The 13,251-nt window shown below is 41.6% G+C and carries 11 protein-coding genes; 4 read left to right on the top strand and 7 right to left on the bottom strand.

What is annotated here, in order from left to right; genetic code table 11:
* Positions 1–186 precede the first annotated feature (186 nt).
* Both ABRT01_RS05495 and ABRT01_RS05490 read left to right on the top strand, forming a co-directional pair.
* Positions 187–519 (top strand): DUF3899 domain-containing protein, encoded by a 333-nt coding sequence (locus ABRT01_RS05495; RefSeq protein WP_269410640.1) that lies wholly within the window; start codon positions 187–189, stop codon positions 517–519.
* A gap of 91 nt (positions 520–610) precedes the next feature.
* Positions 611–856, top strand: coding sequence for a YuzB family protein (locus tag ABRT01_RS05490; protein WP_269410641.1), 246 nt, complete (start codon positions 611–613; stop codon positions 854–856).
* 16 nt (positions 857–872) lie between these two features.
* Here the strand turns inward: ABRT01_RS05490 and ABRT01_RS05485 are convergent, their stop codons facing one another.
* The 3 genes from ABRT01_RS05485 to ABRT01_RS05475 all read right to left on the bottom strand — a co-directional run bounded on the left by ABRT01_RS05485 (position 873) and on the right by ABRT01_RS05475 (position 3,411).
* A complete protein-coding gene (locus ABRT01_RS05485) occupies positions 873–1,250 on the bottom strand; it encodes a RidA family protein (RefSeq protein WP_269410642.1) in 378 nt (125 codons plus the stop codon).
* A 60-nt stretch (positions 1,251–1,310) separates the two neighbouring features.
* A complete protein-coding gene (locus ABRT01_RS05480) occupies positions 1,311–1,928 on the bottom strand; it encodes a lysozyme family protein (protein ID WP_269410643.1) in 618 nt (205 codons plus the stop codon).
* A 136-nt stretch (positions 1,929–2,064) separates the two neighbouring features.
* A complete protein-coding gene (locus tag ABRT01_RS05475; protein ID WP_483308150.1) occupies positions 2,065–3,411 on the bottom strand; it encodes an MATE family efflux transporter in 1,347 nt (448 codons plus the stop codon).
* Positions 3,412–3,656: 245 nt separating this feature from the next.
* Here ABRT01_RS05475 and ABRT01_RS05470 point away from each other — a divergent pair, with 245 nt between their 5' ends.
* Positions 3,657–5,261, top strand: a complete 1,605-nt coding sequence (locus ABRT01_RS05470) for a long-chain fatty acid--CoA ligase (protein WP_367746497.1) — start codon at positions 3,657–3,659, stop codon at positions 5,259–5,261.
* A 515-nt stretch (positions 5,262–5,776) separates the two neighbouring features.
* A complete protein-coding gene (locus ABRT01_RS05465; RefSeq protein WP_367746496.1) occupies positions 5,777–7,048 on the top strand; it encodes a hypothetical protein in 1,272 nt (423 codons plus the stop codon).
* Positions 7,049–7,152: 104 nt separating this feature from the next.
* On the opposite strand, the gene ABRT01_RS05460 is transcribed toward ABRT01_RS05465, so the two are convergent.
* The 4 genes from ABRT01_RS05460 to ABRT01_RS05445 all read right to left on the bottom strand — a co-directional run bounded on the left by ABRT01_RS05460 (position 7,153) and on the right by ABRT01_RS05445 (position 13,221).
* Positions 7,153–7,302 (bottom strand): hypothetical protein, encoded by a 150-nt coding sequence (locus tag ABRT01_RS05460; protein ID WP_367746495.1) that lies wholly within the window; start codon positions 7,300–7,302, stop codon positions 7,153–7,155.
* A 563-nt stretch (positions 7,303–7,865) separates the two neighbouring features.
* Positions 7,866–10,964, bottom strand: coding sequence for a DEAD/DEAH box helicase (locus ABRT01_RS05455; protein WP_483308149.1), 3,099 nt, complete (start codon positions 10,962–10,964; stop codon positions 7,866–7,868).
* A gap of 139 nt (positions 10,965–11,103) precedes the next feature.
* A complete protein-coding gene (locus ABRT01_RS05450) occupies positions 11,104–12,297 on the bottom strand; it encodes an MFS transporter (protein ID WP_269410649.1) in 1,194 nt (397 codons plus the stop codon).
* Between the two features lie 189 nt (positions 12,298–12,486).
* A complete protein-coding gene (locus ABRT01_RS05445) occupies positions 12,487–13,221 on the bottom strand; it encodes a sulfite exporter TauE/SafE family protein (protein ID WP_269412640.1) in 735 nt (244 codons plus the stop codon).
* Positions 13,222–13,251 lie beyond the last annotated feature (30 nt).

Below are 13,251 nucleotides of genomic sequence, written 5' to 3'. Positions count from 1 at the left end.
CCAAAGGGATTCTTTTTACCTAAATTACCAAATTATTTTCTTTTTATAATAGCAACAGCGAATAAATTTAAGGTATTTTTGCAACATATGATAGAGAAAGAAAGCGAAATTAATTTTATAAATATAGCTTCATTCATGATATAATATGCTGTGATTGTTAAAATAACACAAGGGAACGTCAAGTATATGCTGAAAAAATTAGCTATTTGGGTGGGAGTTTCGCAAATCCTTATCCTTCTAATCTGTTTCATTATTTATAAACGCATCGATTTACTTGCCTACATCAATGTTGCCTTTGTCATTGGTGCTATTTTGATACTGCTATCCATGGCCGGATATGTTACAAAAGGTCGGTTCTTTGATATTGTCTTTTACAGCTTTCAACATATTTTCAGCCAGATGACGGATAAAGACCGACGTCCACTATCAGAACTCGTTCCGCAAAACTACCTTTTCCCGTTTATATCCGGTATCATTGCGATCTCGCTCATGCTGGGTGCATTATTTTGGTATATGTAGGGACACTCCTTGCCCCAGCAGAAACATTGATTTACCCTACAAAATATGCTACAACTGGGACAGTCCAGATATAAGGAAAGAAAGTGATAACGTGGGTATTGTTGTTATTGACGTTTGTGACGGAAATGCAATTACCACTTTAGATATAGAAGGTATCCTCGAATCCGAATTCCCCGAGGTGTCCGTGATCATTAGTGAATGTCTGCTGCATTGCGGGCTTTGCCGTGTACGGCCATACGCGCTTGTTAACGGAAAGAAGGTTTTTGCGAAAACACCTGAGGAATGTTTAGACAAGATTAGAGAGGCAATCAAAAAAGAACTGGCTGTTTACTATTAACAGCCAGTTCTTTTTTTTACCTTTTATACGCTACGACATCCATCTCCACACGAACATCTTTTGGCAGGCGGCTTACTTCCACGCATGCTCTTGCCGGATATGGCTGCTCCAGGTGGCTGCCATAAATCTCATTTACTGTGGCAAAATCATCCATGGATTTCAGGTAGATGGTAAATTTAACAACTTGCTTGAAGTCTGTTCCTGCCTCGGTTAAGATGGCCTGTAAATTTTTTAACACTTGATTAGTTTGATTTTCAATCCCTTGTTCAACTGCTCCCGTTTCAGGATTAATCGGAATCTGACCGGATACATAGACAAAATCTCCTGCCTCGATTGCCTGTGAATAGGGTCCAATTGCTTCTGGTGCGTTGGTTGTATGAATTGCTTTTCCCATTCTTACTCCTCCTTGTAAACATCTATTTTCTTTATCTTATCACTTTTCACGGCTATTTTGCTATGAATCTTCCAACTCCTGCTTATATTTCATCACATCCCGGGCATAATAAATATCCCCGTAACAGGCATCATACTGTTTTGCCTCTTTGCGTAAACAGGTATAATTCGATTTATCCTTGGCATCCTTATACATTTTCTTGGAAAAGTCAATTGCTTCCTCTTGTGTATACGAACCCGACTTGCCCTGCACGTAGTTGATAAACCCCTTGCCAAAATTGTACGATTGGATCGCTAACTCTACATCCCCATCGGCCGCATCAATTGTATTGGCAAAATAATGAACACCTTGTTTGATAGATAGCTCCGGATCATCAATACAGCCGATTTTTCCACAATAACTTTCCGAAGACTGCATGGGATCATTACCACGACCACCTGATTCTTGCATCATTATTGCCAATAATACATCTTTGTAGTCTTCAACCCCATACTTTTCGGCATACTTATCCACAAGCGGTTCATAATTAAGCACTTGTTTACTGATCAAGGAGCGGTTGATTTGAAAATCGGGATCATGCTGTTTTGTAGTAGCCAGCGAAATAAAAACAAACATCCCGCATAAAACAATGAAAAGGCCAAGCGCCCGTTTGATCGCTTTCTTTCTGTTTCGTTTCATGATACTTTCCCTTTCTGAGTGAATAATAGTTTCATAACATTATCCACAAATCCATTCTATATTTTGTACCGAATTTAGGCAAGATCCACAAAATACGGTGTTATACACAGGTTTATCCACAACTGTGTATAAATGTTTAACTGTTCGCACTTTTTGTGAATAACTCTTTCTTTCGCCAATTCCCATAGCGATAATATAAAAAGGCAAATATACTGCTGATAAGAAAGCTTGTGCCCATTCCAACAGCGATTCCCGTTTCACCGATGACTTTGGCAAAAAGTGCAGTTAACGGATAGCGCAGCACCCAAAACGAAATGATGTTTAATGCCAGCACCTGATACATCGCGCCGGATGCCCGAACAATGCCATTCAAAATAAAATTGATTCCTAGAAACGGATAACACAACGCCACTATTTGCAAATACCTGGTTCCAAATCGAACAGCTTCCTGATCGTGAATGAACAACCTTATTCCAAACGATGCCAGGAACACAACGACAATCCCAATGCATAGCATGACGCTAAAATTATAGATAACACCAAATTTGGCGATATGACGTACACGTGGCCAATTTTTGATCCCGATATTTTGCCCGGCCATGCTATTGACTGAAGTCCCTAGTGCGTGTGCTGGCAGCATGAGGATACTATCCAACCGCTGAGCCGCACTGAACCCTGCTACTACGCCCTCGCCAAATCCGGTTACGACACTCATAATCGCTGCAACCCCCGCTGATACAACGGCCATTTGCAAACCGGATGGAATGCCCAGATTTAAAATGAGGCCAACCTCTTGCTTACTGGGTACCTTTGGCAAGCTGAAGGGGGCTAATTTTCGATACAGCACATAGGTGATTCCATAGACAAATGCCAATCCCTGGGAGGCAATCGTTGCATAGGCAGCGCCTTTTACTCCCAAGTGTAGTCCGGCAATGAATAATGGGTCGAGAATAATATTTAATATGAGCGAAATAAACACAAAGCGTAATGGGGTTTTACTGTCGCCCAGTGACCTTAGTACGGTGCTGATAAAGTTATAGCCGAATAGAAATAGAATGCCGAGAAAATTGATCCGCAAATATTCCTTCGCCTCGGACATCATTCCCTCCGGCGTTCCCATCAAGTGTAACAGTGGCTTGGAAAATGCGAAACCGAGGACACCAAGGACGATGGACAGGCAAAAAAGCACCACTACAAAGGCATTCAAATAACGCTTCAAACCGTCTTGACTATCACGCCCTTTTTGTTGCGACAAAATCGTTAATGCAGCATTATTCAAGCCGATCACAAAGGATAACATCGTAAAAATAATCGTACTGGAAACAGCCACAGCTCCCAGCGCATTGGCACCGAGTAAATTTCCCACCCATAAGCTATCTGCAAACTGATAGGAAGTCTGTAACAGATTCGTCAATATAATGGGACCGGAAAATGCAATCAACTGTTTAAAAATATTTCCCTGTGTAAAATCATATTGTCGCACACGCACAGCATAATCCCCTTCCATCACGCTTGAAATTCACTAATTTCCAATACTCCCATTTGTTGAGATAAATAACACCACAAGATTCAGCGTTAATTGCGTTCCTACCCGGATAATTCTCATTTTACCATGTCTGTATATATACTTCCCGACATATAATGCTAGTACTTGAAGATCATACTTTTATAATAATCATAATTATATGATACTATTAAACTAATAAAACTATAAAGGAGATGGTTGTGATGATGCAAACCCCATTATTAGTAGGATCGATGCTCGAGCATGCGGAAAAGTTTTTTGCCAGGAAACAGGTAATTTCCCAAACACACGATAAGCTCCATGTGCTCACCTATGCCGATATTGGCAGAAGAACCCGGCAATTAATGAGTGTATTGACGGAACTGGGTATACAAAAAGGTGATCGGGTTGGCACCTTGGCCTGGAATCATCATCGTCACTTGGAAATTTATTTTGCCGCGCCTGGCATGGGTGCTGTACTGCATACCATTAATATTCGTTTATCAGTGGAACACATTATTCACATTATTAATCATGCAGAAGACAAAATTCTTTTTATCGATGAAGATATACTGCCACTTGTTGAAAAGATTCAAGATCAGTTGACGACCGTTGAGGCATTCGTGGTTATGACAGATAAACCAGCAATGCCAACATCCACGCTGCACCCATTATATTCCTACGAGGAAGTGCTTCATACCGGTGATCCGGCATTTCCTTTTGCACATGATATGGATGAAAACGATCCGGCGGGCATGTGCTATACATCAGCTACAACGGGCAAGCCTAAAGGTGTCATGTATTCCCATCGGGGCCTTGTCTTGCACAGTTTTGCTCTCGGTCTCGCTGACACGCAGGCAATTTCCGAGTCCGATGTTTTCATGGCGGTTGTCCCACAGTTTCATGCCAACGCTTGGGGTGCACCATTTGCCTGTACCTGGTTTGGCACAACACAAGTTTTCCCCGGACCACAATTTACACCAAAGCGGCTGGCGGAATTCATCGAACGGTATCGGGTAACCATTACTGCCGGTGTTCCGACCATTTGGCTGGGATTGATGAAAGAATTGGAACAGGGAAACTATGATACATCAAGCCTGCGTGCGATTTTATGTGGGGGATCAGCTGCACCAGCGGGATTGATTCGTGCTTTTGAAACAAAATACAAGATTCCGTTTTACCATGCATATGGCGCAACAGAAACAACGCCATTGGTCACCTATTCCCGTTTAAAAAGTTATCAACAGGATTTAACCGACGATGAAAAAATAAAGGAGCGTTCCCGCCAAGGTATTCTGGTTCCTGGTCTGGAAATGAAAATCATTGGGGAAAACGGTGAAGTTGCCTGGAATGACAAGGAAATGGGCGAGTTACTCCTGCGTGGCCCATGGATTGCCAGTGAATACTACAAGGACGAAAGAAGTGACCAAGCGTTTGTTGATGGCTGGTTCCATACTTGTGATGTCGTTACCGTTGATCAAGAAGGCACCATCAAAATAATGGATCGGACAGGCGATCTCATTAAAAGTGGCGGGGAGTGGATTTCTTCGCTTGATCTGGAAAATGCGCTGATGGCACATGAAGCTGTTTTTGAGGCATGTGTTGTTGCAGTACCTGATGAACAATGGCAAGAACGTCCTATTGCCTGTGTTGTTTTACATGAGGGTTATGAATCATCAGTAGGGAAGGATGAGCTAATCGAATTTTTGCGACCTCAGTTTGCCAAATGGTGGCTGCCGGATGATGTTATCTTTATGGACGAAATACCCAAAACATCGGTTGGGAAATTTCTCAAGCAACAATTACGCGATCAAGTAAAGCAACATTAATTGGCATGCCAGATAGCAACGCGATTTAAAAGGTTTATACGGCGTGTCTGTCAAGTCTCGATAGGAATTGGTGCGGGTCGTCGTGCGAGGTGCGTTACGATCATTCGCACGGTTCGACCAGCCCTGATCGTCTCGGTAGATTGGTAAGGAAAGGTACGTGGAAACTACAGCGAGTACCCTTCTTGGCTGATTCTTTTGAAGATGCTCAGCGGATCTACCGGGAGTACCTCTCTCGGTTGATTCGTTAAAAGATGTTCAGCGAATCTACCATGATAGCAGCTCCCCCCTGCCCCGGCTGATATAAAAATGCGTGGCTATTAAATAAATGGAATAACCGATACTTGCCGTTAAATTCACGCTTGACAATTTTATGAAAATTCACTACCATAATAGTAATTACGCATTGAGCAACAGCACAATAGGATATTTTTCGCCGCAATTAACTAATAATTTAAATAATTATGTGGCAATACCTCAATTACACTAGACCAATACTTTACAAGGAGACCCTGTCTATGAAAATAAAAATTGCTGTTTTTGGTAGAAAGGAATTAGTGGAACGAGCCCTTGTTTATACAGAAGGGCAAGATGATGTTGAAATTGTTCCTTTTATTTATACGGATGCGAAAGAAACCGCTGATTTAATTGAAAAGGCGGTGATGTGTGACATTTATCTATTTGTCGGGGCACTCCCATTTATGTATGCTCGGGAAAAAATTATTAAGAAGCGGCTGCCCACTGTTCAGGTAGCTTTTGATGAATACATGCTACTCACATCATTCTACCGGTTGCGAAATATGCATAACAGACTGGTTGATCGTGTCTCCATTGATGTACCTGAGAGAAATCGTGTAAGCGAGGTAAGCACGGAATTGGCCATGCATGATCATCACATTTATACGTATAGTTATGGTGATCAAGTCCAGTTTGATATCAATCAGATCGTGGCCTTTCATGAGCAGCTTTGGCAGCAGGGGAAAATTGATTATGTCCTGACATCGATGGAAGAAGTGGAACAACAGTTGACAGCCTGTGATGTTACGGCATACTGCATGAAGGTCCCAAAAGTTAACATTGCAAATGCCATCAACCAGGCAAAGGTAAAAGCGACACTCAATCAAACCAAAAGCACGCAGATTTGCGCCGGGTTTGTTCGTCCGAAGCAGGAAACAGAAGAAAAAACAGCAAAAACTCAAAGTGATGATTTGCAACAGATTCTATCTGCATTTGGCAGTCAAACCCATTCCGCAGTATTGGAAAATGGCGACCGTTTTGCTTTGATCGGGACACGAGAACTATTAAATTACCTGACCAATCACTATCGGGACTTTCCGTTGTTGCGGGAAATTGAACAAAAACTGCGGATGCCAGTAGATATCGGCTTTGGACTTGGATTAACAGTAAAGCAAGCGGAAGATAATGCCCTGTTAGCATTGGAAACGTGCCAGAGTACAGAAGGAAGTGCCTGTTATCTCATCAATGACCGCCAGGAAACGATAGGACCACTTGGTGTGGAAAAACATGTAGATACTTCGCAGCTTTATCGCGCACTTATCCACAAGGCTAAATTAAATAATGAACTGTCTTACAATTTTATTGATTTTATTAAACTTAGGAATAATGAACCTTTTTCCGCCAATGATATCGCCAAATATTATCGGGTAACCAAGCGCAGTGCTGAACGAACGATTTACAAATTGTTATCTGGTGAAGTGATCAAAGTGGTTGGCGAGGAAAAACCATATCAGAAAGGACGCCCGCGGAAACTGTTTAAAATAACGATTTAAATGGATGGGGCAAAGAGAAAGGGTCGGATTGCTACAACAATCTGGCTCTTTTTTTACAGGTAAAGAAAGCAGAAAAAATACCCCATTTTCAGGGATATTCATAGTTAACTTTTATTATTAAACAGGTAATTCATGATTTGGTCATAAAATGAAACATCGTCTGTAATCACAAACACAGGTAATAAAATAATCGCGATAACCACCGCCGCATTCGCTACAAAAAATTTGCAAAAGGCATGGAGTACTTTCTTCAATTTGACCATCTCCCAGTTTAGAATATGGCTTAACGACATGAACGTACATCATACTGCCAGCAAGCCGGATAATGCGGATTAGTGTGAATATATTTTATATTATACACCAACCTTGGAATAGATAAAACCATTTTCCAACAAAAAATAAAAACAAACGCACTTATATTGATGTTGCCATGGCCACAACCGGGTTGATACTTCCTTGTATCCGGTTGATATTGTTGCTCTCTTGGTCGATATATCGCTGCGTTCGGTTGATGTTTCACTCGATCCGGTTGATGTGTCCTCTCCCAGGTCGATATTCGTTAAAATCCGGTTGATATAGTTTCTTTCTGGTTGATGTACACAATCCCCGGGTCGATGTATCACTCGGTTTGGTTGATATACGCTTACCGGAGTCGATATTTCCTCAGATCCGGTTGATACAAATGCTCTCCAGGTGGATAAGCCACTTGTTTCGGTTTATATTCTCGCTTCTTGGTTGATGCCTTCCTGGATCCGGTCGATAACCACGCTCCCCATACCATATTCCCGCCATACTATATAAAAAGAACTGCCAAGCACTATAGGCTTAGCAGTTCTTTGATATCGTCTTCGGTTAAGCTCGTCAGCATTTTCTCACCAGGCTGAATCACTTGGTCGATTAGTTCCCGTTTCTTCTGCTGTAAATCATAAATCTTTTCTTCAATTGTTCCTTCTGTTATCAGACGAATGACTTGGACGACATTTTTCTGGCCGAATCGATGTGCTCGACCTGTTGCCTGATCCTCGACTGCGGGATTCCACCACAGATCATATAAAATGACTGTATCCGCTCCTGTCAAGTTCAATCCGGTACCTCCAGCCTTTAAGGAAATCAGGAAGACACTTTTCTCACCAGCATTAAACCGTTCACTCATTTGTACCCGTTCCTGTGACGACGTGGAGCCATGTAAATAAAAGTAGTCGATACCTGCTTCTTCCAATTTGCTAATGATAATCTCATGCATGCTGGTGAATTGGGAAAAAATCAGCATGCGTTTGCCATTATCCACCGCATTATGGACGGTTTCCATTAATTGCTCCAGTTTTCCTGATGTCCCTTGATAATTCTCAATAAACAATGACGGATGACAGCAAATCTGACGTAATCGGGTTAAGCCGGCCAATATTTTCATCCGGTTTTTTTGAAAATCATCATCTTTCATTGATTGAGCCGCTTCTTGCTGCAGCTGCCGTAAATAACCAAGATACAATTTTTTCTGTTCACCGGTTAACTCAGATACATGCACCGTTTCGATTTTTTCCGGAAGTTCTTTTAAAACATCTTGTTTGACACGACGTAATATAAACGGTTTGGTCAATGTAGCGATTTTTTCATGGGACAGCTGTCTGAATGTGCGCTGGTTTGGCATAAGCCCGGGTAAAATCACCTGGAAAATGGCCCACAACTCATCGATGGAGTTTTCGATGGGTGTTCCGCTTAAAGCAAATCGTTTACCTGCCTTCACTTCCCGTATTGCCTTCGATGTTTTGGTCGCATAGTTTTTAATATACTGGGCTTCATCAAGGATTAACGTTTGAAAATTTAATTCCCGATATAAATCAATATCTTGTCGTAATGTCGCATATGAAGTGATCCAAACATCCTTATCGACCGTATCCTGAATCAACTTGTGCCGTTCTGCAGGCGCACCGGCCATGATCACCGTCCGTAAATCAGGTGCAAACTTCTGGCATTCGTTTTTCCAATTGTATAAAACCGAGGATGGCGCAACAATCAAATGCGGTCGTTCTTTTGGCTCGGAAAGAATGTAGGCGATACTTTGCAATGTCTTTCCCAGCCCCATATCATCGGCCAAAATACCACCTAATTGATAATTACTCAATGACTTAAACCATTGATACCCCGTTTTTTGATAGTCACGTAAGGTAGCTTGCAATTCATCCGGCAATGGGAAAACTTGCTCCTCTGGTGAAGTCAGCTGATGAAGCAGCCGGCGAAATGATGGATCATAATCTTTTTTCGTATGAATCAGTTCGTCGATTTGTACACCACGATAAACCGGTACCTCGACATTCCCATTCTGGATATCCGACTGCTTAATGTTCAGGTCATCAAACAGCTGCTGGACCGAAGCAAATTCCTCCCCTTCCAAGGAAAGCAATGCACCACTTTGCAGACGGTAATACCGTTTCTTCTCCATGACAGCATTCAACATTTGATTAATCTCGTCATCCTGGATTCCATCAATGGTAAAACCGACTTCCAGTAAATTGGACGAGGTCTCCACACTTACATTTGTTGATGGAGACGGTTGATTTTCAACAATAAATTGGCGAATTTCCGATGTCAAAAACAATTCAACATATTGCTCAAACAGAGGCAACATATGGTATAGAAAGTCGTATAATGTTTCTTCATCCGCTTCAATATACAATTCCTTACCATTATAATGAAAGTTGGCCTGCTCGATTAAACGCATAATCTGTTGTTCCTTGCTGATATCACGGATAACAATCACATCATCCTGCTCGCGACGGCCATTGAATGGATCAATTAAATGATCGCCATAATGGTACTCCAATTTGCCGACCACCCAATCTCCCTGCACATCGAGGTAGAGCTTGGCCCTTAGTGGCACCTGAATAATCTCTGATGCAACATTTTCCGCTATTTGCACATCGCCAACCTTCTTCAATGTAGGAAGGACCTCCGACACAAACACATCCGCCTGCGTTTTTGAGACAGGCAATTCCCGATTTTCCATACCCACATCGTCCAGCTGTTCAATAACCGGCAGTTGATCTTTTCCCGGGAAATAAAATGTTCCTTCAGAAAATAACAGCTGGTAATCGGGAAAGTAAACCGTCTTATCCATCTCATCCATGGCCAACACCATTTCTCCCCGCTTATTTTTTGAAATGGCAAAATGAAATGGCAGTTCATTTTCAACGATATCGATATGTTCATAACTGTTACTCCGGGTTTCCACTGTCAGCTTGCGATCGATTAATTTCTCAAGCAACGGTTTGATTAACAATGGCGGAATCAGGATCGACCGTTCAGACTGATCCTGATAATGATAAAATGCTCGGGAATAGATTTTTTCGTTACGCAGAATGTTATATAACGTTTCCAATATCTCCTGGTCCTGCGTTAGAAAGTAGTGACTATCCGGATGATAGGTGAATTTTTTGGTGAAATAATACTCATTTCCATTTAAAACTTGTTTCAGGAAATCATACACATTTTTTACAACATACGGATGCTTCACGCCGGCTTTCAATTCGAGTAATAATAAATGGTTGAACGTCCATTTCAGATAATATTCCATCTGCATCGGCACCTGTTTAGTAATCATATCTGAAGGCTCCGGTTGCTGGATGGAAATCAATGAATCGATCAGTCGGTTTGTTGCCCGATAATTATTTGCCGTTTGGTCAGGTAACTTCGATGACGATTGTTTCGCAATGGCGATTAAGGCTGCCACAATGTGTTTACATGTATGATAGGTCTCAAAAGCTGGACAATCACAATACGCAATAAGGTTCCCTTGATCAAATTCTTTCATATATATCTCAACAAAGTATAATGATGTCCCCGTGACGGTGGCAGACCATACCTGATTATTCCTATCATAAACCGGAGCACTGACACGATTTTGTTTATAGTATTGCATTCCCCTTCGATAAACAGGATCCGGAAAAAGTTGTTGTAAATTTATATTTTGAATGCTTTGCAAAGCAAATTAACCTACCTTCTACAAGCGCTATTTAATTCTATTGTATACGAATCTTGCATGTTTTTAAACCCGGAAACTATCCATGCATTCGTTTCTTCGCTCGAATCAGCAAGAACACATACAAAACCATCGATAGCATTACCGAACATGCTCCTGTTGCATAAATGGAACTATAGCCAAACATAAATGCCAGCTGGCCAAATATCATGGCACCGAGACCAACCCCTAAATCAAAAAAGGAGAAAAACGTAGCATTCGCCATTCCTTTACGATTGTTTGGCGCTTTATCAACCGACCATGCCTGAAGTGCCGGCTGTACACTGCCAAAACCGAGTCCGTACATACCTGCTGCAATTAGCATTGTGGTTAAATTCGGCAGCCAGGATAATAAAATCATCGCAACAAAAATTAACACTGTACCCGGTAGAAAAACATATTCATGTCCTTTTTTATCGTAAATCTTGCCGGCAAACATCCGGGAAATCATCAAAAACAATGCATAAACCAGGAAATACAGCTCGATTCCATCGATATGCTTCTGGGCAGCGTATAGTGGTAAAAATGAAGCGATTCCCCCAAAAGTTACCGTGATAAAAAATAGTAATACAGATGGCTGCAATGCCGTTTTTTCAAAAATATCAAATTTGACCGTTATTGTTTTATCAGGAGATTGCTCGACTTGTTTGTAACGTATCCTGCTTGAAAGCAAAAAGGAAATGAGACCAATCACGGCACAAATAAGAAACAACTGGGTAAACGAAATGGCTCCGGCAAGTGTCAGACCAAGAGATGGACCAAACGCAAGAGCCAAGTTCCCGGATAATCCGAAATAACCCATCCCTTCACCGCGACGTTTGGGCGGAATAATATCGGTAGCGATCGTACCTCCAGCCGTGGTGGAAAATCCCCAGCCAACACCTTGAACCATCCGCATGATAAATAAAAGCACAATACTGGCGATGAACGCATAAGAGCCAACCGACAAGACGAAAATAGCCAGACCGACCATATAAACAAATTGTCTCCCCTTCGATTCCAACGCATGCCCAGCGTATGGTCGCAACAATAACGCCGAAAATGTGAAAATACCGGTAATGATTCCGATTAATTGATCACTGCCCCCAAGTTCCTTGACAAACAGCGGAATGGTTGGCAATGTCATTTGAAAGCCCAAAAATATAAAAAAATTAGCCAGACAAACAAGGACAAAGTCGCGCGTCCAAATTTTATCTGGAGTGGGTTCCACTTGCATATTTGCTTGTGAATTCATATTAAAAGGCCGTCCTTTCTTCGTATCTTAAAATCTATTATACAGGACGCGCGTTAGAAAAGGAATGGGTAATGCTTCATATATTTTTCATCAAGCATGAACGGGCTGTCATACCCCCACCTCAAATCGTGATGAAACCAAAATCTCTGAAAGCAAAGGGTAAAAGACCACCAACGATGAAGATTCATATTACCTTGTGAAAAAACAGCCGCGGAGACACTCATACAATTGATCAACCAGCATATATACGCCAGTGAATAACAACAGAATATAGGTCAAATAACGAAACAGACGTTGATTAATATGTTTGAATACCAGTTGTCCCAGCACCAATCCGATCAGGACAAGCGGTAAGGCCAATACGCTTGATTGCCAGACCAATTTGCTTGTACCGGCAAAAATCACCTGAACGACCAGACTCACCAAATAGATAAACAAATAGAATGCTAATGTTGTGCCCCGTAGTACTTCCTTCGTTGTATTCGTCCCGGAAAAATAGAGCAAAATCGGTGGACCTGGCATACCAATGCTTGTGGTGAAAGCGCCTGATAGTGCCCCGATGAAAAAATCCCTTTGTCCAGTTTGACGAATGCGGAAATTCAGGATTAATAATACCGTTAACACAAGAATAAGCAAGCTGATCCCCAGTTTAAGCCAAGTCATATCAATAAATAAAAAGATGGAAATACCAATTGGCAATCCTGCAATACTACCTGCTACAAACCTTTTTAAAACACCGAAATCAATATCTTGTCTGATTTTCCAAATAAGTGCACAGGAAATGACAAGTGACAGGATTAAGTTAAGCTGAATCGCCTCACGAGGGGCAAATATGAATAGCAAAAATGGTGTAGCCATAATGGAAAAACCAAATCCTGTACTTGTCTGCAGTATGGAAGCGAATAAAATAATCACGATAAACATTACAATTGTCTGCAAACAAACACCTACTAA

The sequence above is a fragment of the Lentibacillus sp. L22 genome, assembly GCF_040812445.1.
In the GTDB taxonomy this organism is placed as follows: Bacteria; Bacillota; Bacilli; order Bacillales; family Amphibacillaceae; genus Lentibacillus_C; species Lentibacillus_C daqui.
This window is presented reverse-complemented; position numbering and strand designations above follow the sequence as displayed.